The organism is Marinobacter sp. (assembly GCF_039977835.1).
In the GTDB taxonomy this organism is placed as follows: domain Bacteria; phylum Pseudomonadota; class Gammaproteobacteria; order Pseudomonadales; family Oleiphilaceae; genus Marinobacter.
Genome location: NZ_JBDWCL010000048.1, coordinates 53911 through 69967, shown reverse-complemented (window position 1 = coordinate 69967; position 16057 = coordinate 53911). Strand labels below are relative to the sequence as shown.

Below are 16057 nucleotides of genomic sequence, written 5' to 3'. Positions count from 1 at the left end.
AAAGCGGATCAGTTGCTGGACAGCAAGGTGATGCAAAGCTGGGCGTTCTGGACGAAGTGCCCGAACGCCGTCAGCTGGTCGTCAGAAGGCACATAGTCGGCGGCTGCGTTGTCCGCGTAAAACAGGCCAACAAGCCGCCCCTTGGCTTTCAATGGGCCGACCAGTGCCGGCACATTGCCCAACCAGCGATCATAAGGGACGGGCTCTGTTCCTGATTTTGGCTGGTAGACGTAACAACTGGCATGGGGCAGCAGTGCGCCCAGCGGACCGGTGCCGTCTTTTCGCACGGTGAAATTCTCTTTCCAGCTCTCGGTACCCTTACCGCCGAGTTTGCGGGGGATCAATTCCAGCCCGCTGCGGTCGCTCATCAATAACACAACGCGCTGCATCCCCACGGCCCGGTGTATGCCTTCGATCACCAACTGGCAGACTTCATTGATATCCGGTTTGTCGGTCAGGCTGTGGGTGAGGTCCCGGAGAATCTGCAGTTGCAGACCGGGGTCCACCTGCGGCGCATGCGCTGCCTTGCTTCCGCTGTCTGACTGACTGCCGGGCATCAACGCGGTGACCTGGGGAATGCCGAGTGATACGGCTACCCTTGCGGCTTCACCGGCATTGACCTTGAGCTGATCCCGGACCACGGCGGGGTTCTCGCCGATGTCTTTGCCCAGCGCTTCCGCCATCTCTTCCATTGCTGCGCCGCGCCAGCCGTTCTCGGACAGCTTTGCCATCTCCACAGAATGACGTACCAGGCTGGCGGCCTTGGAATTGGCCTGCCCCGGTGCCACGACTTCCCGGATGAAAGGGCCCAGAGACCAGGCTTCCACCAGGCCCCGGGTGATTTCCGTAAACGTTGTGTGGAGTACCGCTTTCTGAGCCTCCACCGGCGGTTCATTCGCGCGTAGTTCTGCTTCCAGTTCGTTGGCCTGCTCGGTCTCGCAGGACCAGAACGCCAGCTCGCCGATATTCATCAGCAATGCCCCGATAAACACCTCCTCAAGCGCATGTTCGTTACGCTTTGGCAGCAGGCAGCGTGCCTGGACGGCGGCATGTATGGCACGGGCCAGGCAGCGAAGCAGGTGGGGCCGGTCGTTGCGGGCGAGCAGGGAGTCCACGATCAGTGAGGAGATCGCCATGGACTTCACCGCATCAAAACCGATGAGTGTGATGGCCCGGCTCACGGTGCTGACCTGGGTCCGGGTCTGGTTGTAGAACACCGTGTTGGAAAGCCGAAGAACCTGAGAGGTGAGCTGGGCGTCATTGAGAATGACGTTGGCCAGTTCGTTGACAGTGCTGTTGCTACTGTCAGTGAGCTCGTCGATCCTGCGTAGCGTGTTGGCCAGCACCGGCAGTTCAACTTTGCTCAGATAGGTGACCCATGCCTGGGTGGAATTCATCCTTGAGGGCGTGGTCTCGGTTTTTGTCGTCAAAATATCGTGCGCCTCGGAGGGATATTTAAAGGTTCTTTTGAGGGGGTAAGTTTAGTCCAGTAAGACCGTGAATGTCAGGTGACGGATTGTGTACGGGGATATACCAAGGTTCGGGATTCGGGTTTGAAACCGGATTCGTTTATAATTGCGCGTTTTAACGCTGCACCCACAAGGCGCTGACAGGGCAAAGCTGTGATTGTATTTGACCAGGTACAGAAGTCCTACCAGGTAGGCGGGCGGGCGATCCCCGCACTTCACCCCACCAGTATGACCATCGAAACCGGCGAGGTATTTGGCATCGTCGGCCACTCCGGCGCGGGTAAATCCACCCTTGTGCGCCTGATTAACCTGCTGGAGCCTCCTACGGGTGGCCGCATTCTGATCGATGACGAAAATATCACCGGCTACAACGCCAGTGAGTTACGGGCCTTCCGCCGCAAGGTAGGCATGATCTTCCAGCACTTCAATCTGCTGTCGTCGAAAACCGTGGCGGACAACATCGCCTTTCCCATGAAACTGGCTGGTATCTATTCCCGCACCGAGATCCGTGATCGGGTGGACGAGCTGTTAAAACGGGTCAGCCTGGTGGATCAGGCCAATAAATACCCGTCGCAGCTCTCCGGGGGGCAGAAGCAGCGTGTGGGTATCGCCCGTGCACTGGCCTGCCGGCCCACGATCCTGCTGTGCGATGAAGCCACCAGCGCCCTGGATCCGCAAACCACCCAATCGGTGCTGAAGCTGCTGGCAGACATCAACCGCGAGCTGGGCCTGACCATCGTGCTGATCACCCACGAGATGGACGTGGTGCGCCGGGTCTGCGACCGTGTTGCGGTGATGGATGCCGGCGAAGTGGTGGAAATGGGTGCGGTCAGCGATGTCTTCCTGCACCCGAAGCACCCCACTACCCGGGACTTTGTGTTCGAGAGTGAGAATATTGACCGGGACGAAATGCAGCAGGATCTGCAACAGGCCAAAGGCCGCATCCTGCGCCTGACCTTCCGTGGCGAGTCTACTTACACGCCCCTGCTGGGGAGCGTGGCGCGAGAGTCAGGGGTGGATTTCAGCATCCTTTCGGGCCGTATTGATCACATCAAGGACACGCCTTACGGACAGCTGACGCTGTCACTGGTCGGCGGTGACCTCGATACCGCCATGCAGGCCCTGGAAGCCGCCGATGTCCATGTGGAGGTGCTGCGCTGATGGAAGCTTTGACGGAAAATCTGCTCAGTAATGTAGACTGGACCGAAATCGGCTGGGCCAGCTGGGACACCCTGGTTATGGTGGGTATGTCGCTGCTGTTCAGTGTGCTGATTGGTTTGCCTCTCGGAGTGCTGCTGTTCCTGTTCGGGAAGCGACAGCTCCTGGAACAGCCCATTGCCTACGCGGTTCTTTCCTTCGTGGTGAATGTACTGCGCTCGGTGCCCTTTATCATCCTGTTGATCGTGATGATACCCTTCACCGTAATGCTGATCGGCACATCTCTTGGTGTTGCCGGTGCAATTCCACCTCTGGTGGCAGGCGGTGCTCCGTTCTTCGCCCGTTTGGTAGAAACCTCTCTGCGAGAAGTGGATAGAGGTATCATCGAAGCCACCCAGGCCATGGGAGCGACGGTGAAGCAGATTGTTTTCGGGGCCTTGCTGCCCGAGGCCCTGCCGGGCATCATCGCCGGTATTACGGTTACCGCGATTACTTTGGTGTCTTACGCAGCGATGTCCGGCGTTGTCGGTGGCGGTGGTTTGGGTGATCTGGCCATCCGCTTCGGTTACCAACGATTCCAGACCGATGTCATGGTGATTACTGTCGCGCTACTGGTTATTTTCGTACAGTTGTTGCAAATGGCTGGTGATCGCCTCGTACTGTATTTCAGCAGAAAATAGTGACAGTTCAGCAAAGGCATGCGGCTGGAATCACCTTCCGAAAACGTGGAGCGCCAGGGATGGCGCGACCGAGCCCTACAGGGATGTATTCACGGGCGTTTTTCGGAAGGTGATTCCAGCCGTGTGTCGTACTCCCAGACTGAATACGTTGTTCACGGAATCCAACAGGAGAAGATTTATGAAACTCAAGAAGACGCTGGTAGCCCTGGCTGCCGTTGCAACATTCTCTTCCGCTGCGCTTGCTGAAAAGCTTTCCGTAGCGGCAACTCCGGTACCCCATGCTGAGATTCTGGAGTTTGTTAAGCCAAAACTGGCGGAACAGGGTGTGGAACTGGATGTGAAGGTGTTTACCGATTATGTCCAGCCGAACGTACAGGTAGACCAGAAGCGGATGGACGCGAACTTCTTCCAGCACCAGCCATACCTGGATGAATTCAACGATGGCCGTGGCACCAATCTGGTCAATGTTGTGGGTGTTCACGTTGAACCATTTGGTGCCTACTCAAGCCGGATTGACTCTCTGGAAGAGCTTGAAGACGGCGCCACAGTGGCAATTCCAAACGACCCGACCAACGGCGGGCGTGCACTGTTGCTGCTTCAGAAAGCAGGCCTGATCACCCTGAAGGACGACAGCAAAATCACCGCAACACCCCGTGATATTGCCGACAACCCGAAGGACCTGGAGTTCAAGGAACTGGAAGCGGCTACACTGCCACGTATCCTCAACCAGGTTGATCTGGCGTTGATCAATACCAACTACGCGCTGGAAGCGGGCCTTAATCCGACTGAGGATGCGTTGGTGATCGAGGGTGCCGAGTCGCCGTATGTGAATATTCTGGTGGCCCACGAAGACCGCGCCAACGATGAAACAATCCAGAAGCTGGCGAAGGCGCTGACCACGGATGAGGTCAAGGCGTTTATCAAAGAACAGTACGAAGGGGCCGTGGTACCGGCATTCTGATGGCCGGCTAAAACGGTCTACAGGCAAAGGGCAGGCCAACACCTGTCCTTTTTTATGGCTGGAATTGGCCGAAATGACGCCACGTCTGTCAATTGTGTCATGGCCAGGATTGTGCAAAAAGAGTACAAGTGTTCGCCGAAATGAGTAGTAAAAACAACAATTCGGAGAACTCACTATGACACCTGTCAGGTCTTCTCGCCGACGTCAGGGCATCGCCGCGCTTGCACTCTCGTGTCTGCTTTTATTGTCCGGTAATCCGGTATCCGCCAGTGACACCCGGGACGTGATTTTTGTCGGGAATAACTGGGAAGGCACTATTGATGTGATAGACGCACATACCTACGTGCCGATCGGGCGTATTAACGGTATTCCCGACAAGCGCCAACGCATGATGGAAATCCTGTTCAATCCGGTACGGCTGGTTTTCTTCAAAGCAGTGCGTCACCTGATTGGTGAAGGTAACGATCAGTACGTGGATGACATGTACAGTACCCGGGACGGTCGATTGCTGGTGGTGTCGCGCCCCAGCTTTGCCGACGTGGTGGGTATTGATATTGCCAGCGGCGATATTGCCTGGCGCTTTGAGGTGGAGGGTTACCGCTCTGATCACATGGCATTGTCGCCGGACGGGACCCGGGTTGCGGTTTCCGCCTCCACCGGCAATGTGGTGCATGTGCTGGATGTGGAAACCGGGCAGGAGGTTGGTCGTTTCCCCACCGGCAACTCACCCCATGAAAATGTCTACTCCGAGGATGGCAAACGTATTTACCACGCCAGCATCGGGCACGTGTTCACGCCGCTGGACCAGAATTTCATGGACTTCACCAAGGGCGAGCGTCGGTTCCAGGTCGTGGATGCCGAAAACCTGGAAATCATCAAACAATTTGATCTCAAGGATAAGTTGGACGAAGCCGGTTTCAGTCATCTGAGCCCGGCGGTCCGGCCCATGGCACATACTCCGGACGAGCGTTACTTCTACTTCCAGCTGTCCTTCCTTCATGGTTTTGTCGAGTACGATATGAAGGAGGACCGTATTACCCGCCTGGCGGAACTACCGAACCTGATTCCTGAAACACCAAGAGAGCTCTACATCAACGATTCCGCCCACCATGGCATTGCCATGAATGGCGATGGCGATACCCTGTGTGTAGCCGGCACCATGAGCGATTATATTGCCATTGTGGATCGGGAGAGCTTCAGCCACGACATTCTCACCGGGCTTGGTGAAAAACCCTACTGGGTAACCACCAATGAAGCCGGAGACCGGTGTTATATTTCGTGGAGCGGCACTGACCAGATGTCAGTGATCGACATTGATTCGGCTTCCGAAATCGCGCGGGTGGATGTGGGGGATCATCCTCAGCGAATTCGGGAGGGTGTGGTGCCGGAGGGTTGGTGATGCAGGGAGAAGGGCAGGCTTCGCCTGCCCTTCCGGGTACACGGCCCTGCGTCGTTATTCACCACTCCAGTTGGAGCGTGGGTCCGGCGTCATCCGCAGGTAGGATTTGACCGTCCTGTAGCCTTTCGGGAAGCGTTCTCTGATCTCATCCTCGTCCTGCAGGGACGGCACGATAACCACATCGCCGCCGGCTTCCCAGTTGCCCGGAGTAGCCACCTTGTGCTCGTCGGTCATCTGCAGTGAGTCGATCACCCTGAGAACTTCGTTAAAGTTACGGCCGGTGCTGGCCGGGTAGGTGATGATCAGGCGGATCTTCTTGTTGGGATCAATCACGAACAGCGAACGAACCGTCAGGCTGTCGTTGGCGTTGGGGTGGATCATGTCGTAGAGCTCGGACACTTTTTTGTCCTGGTCGGCAATGATCGGGAAATTCACCGCGCAGCCCTGGGTTTCGTTGATGTCCTTGATCCACTCCTTGTGGGAATCCACCGGGTCGACGCTCAGGGCGATGGCCTTGACATTACGCTTGGCAAACTGGCTTTTCAGCTTGGCGGTCAGCCCCAGCTCGGTGGTGCACACGGGCGTGAAGTCTGCCGGATGCGAGAACAGTATGCCCCAGCTGTCGCCCAGCCAGTCGTGAAAACTGATCCTGCCTTCACTGGACTCCTGCTCAAAATCCGGTGCGGTATCTCCCAGACGTAAACTCATGGTGTTTCCTCCTATGGTGATACAAAAGCCCGGCCAGATAGAAACGCCGGCATAATGATTCAGTCTATACGAAAAACTGTGGTGACGAGTGAGTGAAAAACCAAGGGCGGTTGATCTGCCTCACCCGTCACCAGCGGCTCATTGATTCACACCAAGAGAACGCTCTTTCTCGAAATGCTCGCGGGTCAGTTTGAACACCACGGGGCTGAGCAACAGTAATGCCACCAGGTTAGGCAGCGCCATCATGGCATTAAGGGTATCGGCAATCAGCCAGATCAGGCCCAGATTGATGGTAGCACCAACCGGGATGGCGAGGATCCAGACCACACGGTAGGGCACAATGGCCTTCACACCGAACAGGAACTCGATACAGCGCTCGCCGTAGAATGACCAGCCGATAATGGTGGTAAAGGCGAAAATCGCCAGGGAAATGGCGACAACGTAGTTGCCGAATCCCGGCAGGCCGGTCTCAAAAGCCAGCGAGGTCAGCGCAGCACCGGTTTCGCCAGATGTCCAGGCACCGGAGCTGATGATGACCAGACCGGTGATGCTGCACACGATAATGGTGTCGATAAAGGTGCCCAGCATGGCGACCATGCCCTGGCTGATCGGATTTTTGGTCTGCGCCGCGGCATGAGCAATGGGGGCAGAACCCAGGCCGGCCTCGTTGGAGAAAATACCCCGGGCCACGCCGAATCGAATGGCAGCCCACACAGCGGCACCTGCAAAGCCACCCTCGGCAGCTACCGGACTGAAGGCGTGAGTAAACACCATGGCAATGGCACTGGGTATCTGGTTGGCATTGATAGCCAGCACCACCAGGCCAACCAGTACATAGGCGACCGCCATAAAGGGTACCAGGGCACTTGCAACCTGTCCGATTCGCCTGATGCCGCCAATCAATACCAGGCCGACCAGAATCATCAGGATAAGCCCGGTTGCCCAATGGGGCAGGTGAAAGTTGGTCTGCAGAACATCGGCCACGGAGTTTGCCTGCACGGTGTTGCCGATCCCGAAGGCTGCCACTGCCGCGAATACGGCAAACAGCACGCCCAGCCAGGCCCACTTCTTGCCCAGCCCATTGCGGATGTAATACATCGGCCCGCCTACATAGTTACCGCGTTCGTCCACTTCCCGGAAACGCACGGCCAATACGGCCTCGGAGTATTTCGTGGCCATTCCTACCAGGGCTGTCAGCCACATCCAGAAAAGGGCTCCGGGCCCACCCAGAAACACCGCTGTGGCGACCCCGGCGATATTACCGGTACCGACCGTCGCAGACAGCGCTGTCATCAGCGCCTGAAACGGGGGTATATCACCTTCTGACTCAGCGCCGGTACGGCCTTTCCACATCAGCCGGAAACCGGCACGCAGTTTCAGTACCGGCATCAGCTTCAGGCCAATGCTCAGGAACAGTCCGACACCGAGAATCATCACCAGCATGGGTGGGCCCCATACCAGTGCGTTTATGCTACTTATAAAAGATTCAAAGGCTTCCATGGGAGTCTCCCTGTTTCCGCCATGGTTGAAACACTCCGGCCGTGACGATGGGCGGAGCAGATTTTTACTTCCCGATAAGGGTATAACCGATTGAGTTTAGACACTTATTCTGATCTGTAAATAGCCGGCGGGCGGAATTCGATATTCCGGGGTTTATACTTCCAGTTTTCGCCTCCATTGCCTATGTTTATAGGAAGAAGTATCCGGAACCTTAATGGTCAGGGAGCCTGCCAATGCAATCGTTGAAAGTGTCCGATGTCATGTGGAATCACATCGAGCCCATTCGTTGTGGTACGCCTTTAACCAAAGTGGTCAAAACGTTGCTGCATAACCACGTTACCGGACTGCCGGTTGTGGATGACCACCGCAGGGTTATAGGCTTCATCTCGGAACAGGATTGTATCCACGCCCTGCTGGTGAGTAATTATCATCGCGAAGGCGATCCGACGGTGGATGACGTCATGTTCCGCAATCCGGTGACCATCTCGCCGGAAATGTCCGTGGTTGATCTGGCCCAGAACCTGGGCGCCGGCAAGCCCAAGGTCTATCCGGTGGTTGACCATGAGCGCCTGATTGGCATCGTAACCCGAACGGCCATCCTGGCGGAGCTGGCAAAAGCCGGTTTCGGCATCGAGGTGCCCAAATACGCGTTGTAAAATTTCCTTTGCTCCAGAGGTGACCATGGAACTGCTCTCCACCAACGTCTGTTTTGACGGTGAACACCGTCGTTACCGGCATCATTCCGCCGCGCTGGACTGTGACATGGAGTTTGCGGTTTACCTGCCCCCCGCGGCCCTGGGCAGCGACTCGCGCCAGGTACCGGTACTTTACTGGCTGTCAGGGCTGACCTGTACAGACCAGAATTTCATGCAGAAGGCGGGCGCCATGAAGAAAGCCGCCCGTCTGGGTTTGGCTATCGTGTGTCCGGATACCAGTCCCCGCGGCCTGGACCTGCCCGGTGAGCATGACAGTTATGATTTCGGCAGCGGCGCAGGCTTCTATGTCAACGCCACCCGTCAGCCCTGGGCGTCCCATTACCGCATGTACGATTATGTGGTCAAGGAACTGCCACAGGTGGTGGAAGGCCACCTGCCGGTGACGGAGGACCGCAGCGTCAGCGGCCACTCCATGGGCGGGCACGGGGCCCTGATCGCAGCGTTGAAGAATCCCGGGCTGTACAAGTCGGTTTCTGCGTTTGCGCCCATTGCCAATCCCAGTGAATGCCCCTGGGGCCAGAAAGCCTTCAGCGGGTATCTGGGTGATGACAGAAAAACATGGGAAGAGTGGGATGCCACGATGCTGATCCCCACGGCAAGAGAGCGACTACCGCTGCTGGTAGACCAGGGCACCGCCGATGAATTCCTCGACAGCCAGCTCAATCCGGATGCGCTGGCAGATGCCTGCGAAAAAATGCATCACCACATCAACTTGCGGATGCATCGGGGGTACGACCACAGTTACTTCTTCATTGCCTCGTTTATTGATGATCATCTGGATCATCATGCCGAGGCTCTCGGGCTGAGATAACGGCCAGGGTCAGCGGAAGCCCCAGAGCAGCCCGAAGTCCATGGAGGGCATCACTTCCGGCTGCTCGATATCCCGGACATTGAACTCCAGCAGGCTGCAGTCCCGCTCGAACGAGCCACTGTAGCGGTTACCCCGTGGCCCGATGATCGCTTTTGCGAAGGGCCCCCGGTGGCGGTGAGGACGCCGTACAATCACTGCGATTTCGTTGTTGGCCAGTCGTACCAGAGTACCGGGCGGGTATTCGGTAAGCACGGCCAACAGGGCGCGGGGTATCGCTGGGCGAAACTTGCCGTTGGCCAGCGAGTTGACCAGTTTACGGGCCTCCACAACGTTCATCCGTTCACGGTAGGCCCGGCGTGTAATCATCGCGACATAACGTTCCGCCAATGCGAGAATTTCTGCCTCACCGCGGATATCGGTGCCGCTAAGCCCTTGGGGATACCCCGAACCGTCCGCCTGCTCATGGTGCTGGGCGATGATCTTCAGTAACAGCGGGTTGGTGATCTCGGCGTCTTTCAGTGCCTGGATGCTGCGTTCCGGGTGCTTGCGTATAACGGCACGCTGCTCATCAGTCAGCAGCCGGTTGGACGCATTCAGCTTATCAGCCACTGGTACCAGCGCCAGATTGGCAGTCAGCGCTGCGCTTATCAGCACGGCAGTCCGTTTGTCATCAAGTCCGAAACGGCGCGCGGTGAACTGGCAAAGCACGGCGTAGAACAGGATCTGTTCGTGAATGGTGGGCTCGATGGAATACAGGTGTACAAGCGCCAGGCTGGCTTCCGGCGACTCCTGGCACATCTTGTCAATCATTCGTGACAGGCCCAGCACTCGTTTGAGGGCGCTTTCTTCCCGTCTGGTAACGGCGTTGAGAGCGGACTCCAGTGTTTGCAGCAACAGCGGGTATTCGGCAAACGGGTTGAGAACCCGGGTATCCTCCAGAACCTCATCCTGCGGGCGTTCAATGTTACGGGGCTGGAAAAGACCACGTTCAAACAGCTGCTCGAGCTGAATGTCATTCTGAATGACGTAACCCTGGCGCAAGAGCACATTGCCATCGGCGTCGAAGACCGTCCAGGGTAAAGGCTTTCCAATGGTCAATGCGCCGGGTGCGATACGGACAAGATTCGGCACTCTGTCGCTTCCTGATGCTTATAATAGTGAGGCTTAAGTCTACCTCTGAATCCATGTTCAACTCCAGAAAGAGGTGGTCAACTCTTCCGTTTGTTCAACGAGGCGAACCGGATGACAGTGCTCGGAAATTTCTTGAGTGAGCATGCGGGTACCCGCCGGTATTGTTGAACGTTTGTTAAATTTCATAGGGTGCGCTGCCAGTGGTTGAATCTTGGGCTATGATAGTTTGCTAATAAGACTTTGGTCGGGTACGTCCTGAACCACAATAACAAAGAAGTTGGAAAATCTGTCCGGCTTTCCCTATATCGGTAAGCACTATGTTCTATCGTCTGAAAACTGACTTCCGCCTGTCCATCATCACGCTGCTGGGCATCAGTGCCATTCTGGGCATCAGCCCATTTGCGGTGATGCGGTTCGTGCAGGGGAATATGCTGGCGGGGGTGGTCGACCTGACCATCATGTTGTCCATTTCGGCCGGGATGGTGTACGCGTGGATCACCGGCGATACCGCGCGCACCGGCCTGGCTATGGCCATTGTGGCTTCTGCGGGTGCTGTTACGGTCGGTGCTGTGGTTGGAGAACCGGGTCTTTTCTGGTTATTTCCATGTCTGGTGACCAGCTTTTTCCTTACCGAATCCCGCTACGCGATCTTTATCAATCTGGCGGCGGTGGTTGCGCTGATGGTTCACGGCGTTGCTTTCAGTTCGACTATCCAGATGTTCTCCTTTTCCGCGACGGCCGTGGTGGTCAGCTGCTGCGCTTACGTTTTTGCCTTCCGCAATGAAAACCAGCGGGAGCGCCTGGAGCACCTGGCAACCATTGACCCACTGACCGGCGTCAAGAACCGGCGCTCCATGGACGAAGAATTGGCAATGGCGGCCGCCAGCGGCGCCAGAACGGGGATTTCCTATGCCCTGGTGCTGCTGGATATTGATCACTTCAAAAAGATCAATGATGAGCACGGCCACGGAGTGGGAGACCACGTGCTGACCGACCTGGTGGCGCTGATTGAGCAGAATATCCGCAAATCCGACCAGCTGTTCCGGTTTGGTGGGGAGGAATTTGTGCTGCTGATGAGCGGCGTGGATGAAACAGGGCTCAGGGCGGTGATGCACAATCTGCAACACATCATGCACAGGTTTCTGAAGCACCCCGGCGGCGGTCAGGTGACGGCTTCTTTCGGCGTTGCCCTGTTAAAAGCCGGCGAGAGTCCGGATGACTGGCTGGCCAGAGCCGATGCTGCGCTTTATGAAGCCAAAGCCAGCGGCCGTGACCGGATTGTTTACGCAGATGACATCGTTGCCGAGGAGCCGGCGGCGGAAACTGCCTGAAGATCTTAGTTTTCCGCATCCGGAGCAAACAGGAACAGCCGTAACCCCAGCAGAATGCTGGCAGACGCCAGACCACCTGTCAGCCCTACCCAGAAACCGGCAGCACCCATAGCCGGCAACAGCCAGTCGGTAAACGTCAGCACCCAGCCCAGGGGCAACCCCACGATCCAGAACGAAAACAGCATGATGAACATGGGAATGCCGGTGTCCTTGTAGCCCCGCAGGGCACTGATGCAGGTAACCTGTATGACATCGGCGATCTGGAAGAAAGCGGCGTACACCAGCAGCGTAACGGTAACGGTCTGAACCTCCCCATCGCTGGTGTACAGCGCCGCAATTCCATCGGCAAACACAAACAGCAGAACAGCAAACACCAGCGCCACAGCCGAGGCGAGAATCAGCGAGCTGCGGGCAATGAGCCGGGCGGTATCCGGCGCCCTCGCTCCCATCAGAAAGCTCACCCGCAGGGTCAGCGCCATACCTATGCTCAGTGGCAGCATGAACAGCAATGACACCACGTTCAGTGCAATCTGATGCCCTGCCACAATCACCGGTCCCAGGGGAGCCAGGAACAGAGCGATCACCGAGAACATGCTGGCTTCCACGAAAATGGTAAAGCCGATCGGGATGCCCAGGCGCAGAATATAGCGTATACCGTCGGCATCCGGCCTGGCCCAGTCCGCAAGCAGGTGAAACCGGCGATAGACGGCACTGCGGTTCAGGTAGACCAGCAGGGCTGTGGCGGCCACACCATTGGAGATCGAGGTGGCCCATCCGCAGCCAATCCCGCCCATGGCCGGCATGCCGAGCTTGCCATAGATGAGGATGTAATTGAGCGGCAGGTTGACCAGGGTGCCCAGTACCGAAAACGCCATGATTACCCGCGTATGGCCCAGCCCGTCCGTCAGTCCGCGCAACGCCATCATCAGGAGCATGGCGGGTATGCCCCAGGCAAAGGCGTCCAGGTAGCCCTGACTGATACGGGCGGTGTTGGCTTCCAGGTTCAGGGCGCTGAGTACCGGGTGTACGTTGGTCAGCAGCAGGATCATGATCACCGAGCCACCCGCCGCTATATACAATCCCTGCCAGGTGGCCGGCATGATCTTTTCCGTGGTGCGGGCGCCGTTGTAGCCGGAGATAATCGGTTGCAGAGCCCCCAGCAGCCCCATGAAAAACAGAAAAACCGGCATCCACAGGCTGCTGCCGATACCCACAGCCGCCAGGTCTTCGGCACTGGCATGGCCAGCCATCACAGTATCGATAACGCCGTTGGCCATCTGGGCCACCTGGGCAATCAGAATCGGGCCACCGAGAACAGCCAGCGTGCGCCACTCGGTCAGCGTACGGCTGACCAGCGGCTGACGGGCTTCGGGTAGGGGCTGGTGGACTTCATCCATGGAATCGCATGCCTGGGGTCAGGTGAAACGGAATGACTCGGAAAGGCAGGATGGTACCCTATTCCCTGTACAGGATGGCATAGGGTGTTTCCGTGGCGCCTGTGTACAAGATTGCCTGGTAACGGGTAAAGTGCCGCCTTTACGGATTATGGGTGCGGGTAGCATGGGTCTTCTGGTCTTTGTAACAGTTCTGTGGGCGTTCTCATTCAGCCTGATCGGCGAATTCCTGGCTGGGCAAGTGGACAGCGACTTCGCTGTACTGACCCGGGTGGTGCTGGGTGCCCTGGTGTTTCTGCCTTTTACCCGTTGGCGCGGAGTGCCTGGCGGGTTGAAGTTGGGCGTTCTGGTGACCGGCATGCTGCAGTTCGGCATCACCTACTTATGCCTGTACCGATCATTCAGCTACCTGACCGTACCGGAAGTATTGCTGTTCACGATCTTCACGCCTTTGTACGTCACCCTGATCGACGATGCGCTCTACCGCCGTTTTTCCCCGGTAGCCCTGGTGGCAGCGGCAATTGCCACCCTTGGCGCGGGCATTATCCGCTATGACGGCCTCAGCCAGGATTTTATCACCGGCTTTCTGCTGCTTCAGGTCGCCAACTTCACCTTTGCGGCGGGCCAGGTCGGGTATAAACACACCATGATGCGGTTCCCGACCACTGTGCCGGCGTACCGCACCTTCGGCTACTTCTTCGTTGGTGCGCTGATTATCGCCTTGCCTTCCTTCCTGATATTCGGCGACGCCAGCCGACTGCCAACCACCTCCTTACAGTGGGGTGTTCTCGCGTGGCTGGGGCTGGCGGCATCCGGCGCGGGGCTTTTCCTCTGGAACCGCGGCGCTTGCGTGGTGGATGCCGGCACACTGGCCATCATGAACAACGCGCTGGTGCCGGCAGGCCTGCTGGTCAACCTGCTGATCTGGAATCGGGACGCTGACCTGTTGCGCCTCGCCCTTGGCGGTAGCGTCATCGCAGTCTCCCTGTGGGTGAACGCCCGTTATCACCCGCGGGCCCGGCTGGCGGTTTCAGCATAAGTACCTGCACGGACTAAGGTCTTCCTGGCTCCTGCCGTTACGCTCCTGTACGCAGGGTACCCTTTGATGAATGTCAACGATGTTCATCCCTGGGTGACCCTTGTGCTTCACGTCTTCCCCGCAGTCGTTCCTGATTTACAAGGTGTTTTTATGCGCAACAATCTCCCGGTAACCCAGCGTGAAGTCAGAATGTCCGAGGCTGGCCGGTTGATCACCACCACTGATACCCGGGGCATCATCACCTACTGCAATGATGAATTTGTGCAGATCAGCGGCTTTGCCAGGGAAGAGTTGTTAGGGCAGCCCCATAACGTGATTCGTCATCCGGACATGCCTGCGGCCGTGTACAAGGGCATGTGGGAGTACCTCAAGGCCGGCAAACCCTGGATGGGTGTGGTGAAGAACCGCACCAAAACCGGAGACCATTACTGGGTCAGTGCCTACGTAACCCCGATCCTCGAGGACGGGAAGATGGTCGGTTACGAATCCGTGCGGGTCGCACCTGGCCGTGACGAGGTTGCGAGAGCGGAGAGGCTGTATGCGCGAATGTCCAGGGGAGGCAGCGCGGTCCATTTGTGGAGCCGGCTGGTTTCCGTGTTGAAGTCGGGCTGGCCTTTTGCGCTGTCGCTCGTGATGAGCCTGGGCGCGGTGGCCACCCTGGGTAGTTCAGGGCTGGCACTCCTGGTGATTGTGGCGGCGCATGTGCTGGCTGCCGGACTGACCCTGAAATCGGTTACCAGTCGATTGCAGCGGGTGCTTGATTTACGCCCCGATGCCTTCAGCGATGCCGTGGTGGCAAGAACCTACAGCGATGAAAGCGGTCTGTTTGCGCAGCTCGCCATGCTGATCATGAGCGAGAAGGCGCGGATTCGTACCGCCCTGGCACGTATCGACGACCAGGCGGAGCTGCTATACGAGCAGGCCAGGGCCAGCCATGGATATATCAGTGAAGGGGCGGAGGCGATTGCCAGGCAGCGGGCGGAAACCGACCAGACGGCCTCCGCTGTGAACGAAATGACTGCTTCCATTCAGGAGGTGGCAGGCACGGTCAGCGAAAATGCCCGGGTGGCGGATGAGGCCAACCGCATGGCGGCTACCGGCAGTAAACGAAGCGGCGAGGCCCTGACTGCCATCGAGCAGCTGGTTACTCGGGTCAACGGGATTGGTTCGGCGATCGAAAAACTGGGTGCTTCCACCGAGAGTATCGGCGAAGCCGCCAGCCTGATTTCGGATATTGCCGAGCAGACCAACCTGCTGGCACTGAACGCGGCGATTGAAGCCGCCCGTGCCGGTGAGCAGGGGCGTGGATTTGCGGTGGTGGCGGATGAGGTCCGGTCCCTGGCCCTACGCACCCGGGATTCCACCGTGCGCATCCAGAATGTCATCGACGATTTCCGCAACCAGGTAGAGGAAGCGGTTCAGGCAACACGCGAAGGCGAACAGGATGCCGGCAAGGGCCTGAACAAAGTGCGGGAAGCGGAAACCTCGCTGCAGGAAATTGTCTCCTCCATCCAGGAAATATCTGACAGCTTTATCAGCATGTCGGCAGCTTTCGAGGAGCAGAGCCAGGTGTCGGAGGAGATCAATCACCAGATCGTCAATATCGCCGAGCTGGCCGACCACAGCACCCGGAAAGCAGAATCCGCCACGGACAGCAGTAACCACCTGAGCGGCATGTCCAGAGGCCTGAAGGATCTGGTTTCCCGTTTCGTCAGCAAAAATGGCTAGTTACTGGCTGCGGCGCCGGCGCATGACCGCAG

Annotated in this window: 14 protein-coding genes; 9 read left to right on the top strand and 5 right to left on the bottom strand. The window is 57.6% G+C overall.

Features of this window, described 5'->3' with window-relative positions; genetic code table 11:
• Nucleotides 1-8: 8 nt before the first annotated feature.
• Complete coding sequence (locus ABJM11_RS14910; RefSeq protein ID WP_348293209.1) at nucleotides 9-1430, bottom strand: HDOD domain-containing protein; 1422 nt, start codon at nucleotides 1428-1430, stop codon at nucleotides 9-11.
• Between the two features lie 192 nt (nucleotides 1431-1622).
• Between ABJM11_RS14910 and ABJM11_RS14905 the strand changes: the two genes are divergently transcribed.
• From ABJM11_RS14905 to ABJM11_RS14890, 4 genes are all read left to right on the top strand, one after another.
• Complete coding sequence (locus ABJM11_RS14905; RefSeq protein WP_348293207.1) at nucleotides 1623-2630, top strand: methionine ABC transporter ATP-binding protein; 1008 nt, start codon at nucleotides 1623-1625, stop codon at nucleotides 2628-2630.
• Complete coding sequence (locus ABJM11_RS14900; protein ID WP_348293205.1) at nucleotides 2630-3307, top strand: methionine ABC transporter permease; 678 nt, start codon at nucleotides 2630-2632, stop codon at nucleotides 3305-3307. Before ABJM11_RS14905 ends, ABJM11_RS14900 begins: the two co-directional genes overlap by 1 nt.
• Before the next feature lie 178 nt (nucleotides 3308-3485).
• Nucleotides 3486-4268: a MetQ/NlpA family ABC transporter substrate-binding protein gene (locus ABJM11_RS14895; RefSeq protein ID WP_348293204.1), complete on the top strand. Its 783-nt coding sequence runs from the start codon at nucleotides 3486-3488 to the stop codon at nucleotides 4266-4268.
• 175 nt (nucleotides 4269-4443) lie between these two features.
• Nucleotides 4444-5667, top strand: coding sequence for a YncE family protein (locus ABJM11_RS14890; protein ID WP_348293203.1), 1224 nt, complete (start codon nucleotides 4444-4446; stop codon nucleotides 5665-5667).
• Nucleotides 5668-5721: 54 nt separating this feature from the next.
• Here ABJM11_RS14890 and ABJM11_RS14885 read toward each other — a convergent pair whose 3' ends face one another.
• Nucleotides 5722-6375 carry a peroxiredoxin gene (locus tag ABJM11_RS14885; protein WP_348293202.1) on the bottom strand — a complete coding sequence of 218 codons (654 nt, stop codon included), beginning with the start codon at nucleotides 6373-6375 and terminating at the stop codon, nucleotides 5722-5724.
• A 138-nt stretch (nucleotides 6376-6513) separates the two neighbouring features.
• Complete coding sequence (locus tag ABJM11_RS14880; RefSeq protein WP_348293201.1) at nucleotides 6514-7875, bottom strand: sodium:alanine symporter family protein; 1362 nt, start codon at nucleotides 7873-7875, stop codon at nucleotides 6514-6516.
• Between the two features lie 233 nt (nucleotides 7876-8108).
• Between ABJM11_RS14880 and ABJM11_RS14875 the strand changes: the two genes are divergently transcribed.
• Nucleotides 8109-8531 (top strand): CBS domain-containing protein, encoded by a 423-nt coding sequence (locus ABJM11_RS14875; protein ID WP_348293200.1) that lies wholly within the window; start codon nucleotides 8109-8111, stop codon nucleotides 8529-8531.
• Nucleotides 8532-8556: 25 nt separating this feature from the next.
• The gene (fghA, locus tag ABJM11_RS14870) at nucleotides 8557-9402 is read left to right on the top strand and encodes an S-formylglutathione hydrolase (RefSeq protein ID WP_348293199.1); all 846 of its coding nucleotides are present in this window, start codon (nucleotides 8557-8559) and stop codon (nucleotides 9400-9402) included.
• 9 nt (nucleotides 9403-9411) lie between these two features.
• On the opposite strand, the gene ABJM11_RS14865 is transcribed toward fghA, so the two are convergent.
• Nucleotides 9412-10533, bottom strand: a complete 1122-nt coding sequence (locus ABJM11_RS14865; protein ID WP_348293198.1) for an HD domain-containing phosphohydrolase — start codon at nucleotides 10531-10533, stop codon at nucleotides 9412-9414.
• Nucleotides 10534-10850: 317 nt separating this feature from the next.
• Between ABJM11_RS14865 and ABJM11_RS14860 the strand changes: the two genes are divergently transcribed.
• Nucleotides 10851-11864 (top strand): GGDEF domain-containing protein, encoded by a 1014-nt coding sequence (locus ABJM11_RS14860; protein WP_348293196.1) that lies wholly within the window; start codon nucleotides 10851-10853, stop codon nucleotides 11862-11864.
• A 5-nt stretch (nucleotides 11865-11869) separates the two neighbouring features.
• On the opposite strand, the gene ABJM11_RS14855 is transcribed toward ABJM11_RS14860, so the two are convergent.
• Nucleotides 11870-13261 (bottom strand): MATE family efflux transporter, encoded by a 1392-nt coding sequence (locus ABJM11_RS14855; protein ID WP_348293195.1) that lies wholly within the window; start codon nucleotides 13259-13261, stop codon nucleotides 11870-11872.
• A gap of 163 nt (nucleotides 13262-13424) precedes the next feature.
• Here ABJM11_RS14855 and ABJM11_RS14850 point away from each other — a divergent pair, with 163 nt between their 5' ends.
• Nucleotides 13425-14297, top strand: coding sequence for a DMT family transporter (locus ABJM11_RS14850; RefSeq protein WP_348293193.1), 873 nt, complete (start codon nucleotides 13425-13427; stop codon nucleotides 14295-14297).
• A gap of 150 nt (nucleotides 14298-14447) precedes the next feature.
• Nucleotides 14448-16025 carry a methyl-accepting chemotaxis protein gene (locus tag ABJM11_RS14845; protein WP_348293191.1) on the top strand — a complete coding sequence of 526 codons (1578 nt, stop codon included), beginning with the start codon at nucleotides 14448-14450 and terminating at the stop codon, nucleotides 16023-16025.
• The last annotated feature ends 32 nt before the right edge of the window (nucleotides 16026-16057 follow it).

Coding starts and splice junctions, on each gene's coding strand:
- ABJM11_RS14900 (WP_348293205.1), top strand. CDS start 2,630: ATGGAAGCTTTGACGGAAAATCTGCTCAGTAATGTAGACTGGACCGAA.
- ABJM11_RS14895 (WP_348293204.1), top strand. CDS start 3,486: ATGAAACTCAAGAAGACGCTGGTAGCCCTGGCTGCCGTTGCAACATTC.
- ABJM11_RS14890 (WP_348293203.1), top strand. CDS start 4,444: ATGACACCTGTCAGGTCTTCTCGCCGACGTCAGGGCATCGCCGCGCTT.
- ABJM11_RS14885 (WP_348293202.1), bottom strand. CDS start 6,375: ATGAGTTTACGTCTGGGAGATACCGCACCGGATTTTGAGCAGGAGTCC.
- ABJM11_RS14880 (WP_348293201.1), bottom strand. CDS start 7,875: ATGGAAGCCTTTGAATCTTTTATAAGTAGCATAAACGCACTGGTATGG.
- ABJM11_RS14875 (WP_348293200.1), top strand. CDS start 8,109: ATGCAATCGTTGAAAGTGTCCGATGTCATGTGGAATCACATCGAGCCC.
- fghA (WP_348293199.1), top strand. CDS start 8,557: ATGGAACTGCTCTCCACCAACGTCTGTTTTGACGGTGAACACCGTCGT.
- ABJM11_RS14860 (WP_348293196.1), top strand. CDS start 10,851: ATGTTCTATCGTCTGAAAACTGACTTCCGCCTGTCCATCATCACGCTG.
- ABJM11_RS14855 (WP_348293195.1), bottom strand. CDS start 13,261: ATGGATGAAGTCCACCAGCCCCTACCCGAAGCCCGTCAGCCGCTGGTC.
- ABJM11_RS14850 (WP_348293193.1), top strand. CDS start 13,425: ATGGGTCTTCTGGTCTTTGTAACAGTTCTGTGGGCGTTCTCATTCAGC.
- ABJM11_RS14845 (WP_348293191.1), top strand. CDS start 14,448: ATGCGCAACAATCTCCCGGTAACCCAGCGTGAAGTCAGAATGTCCGAG.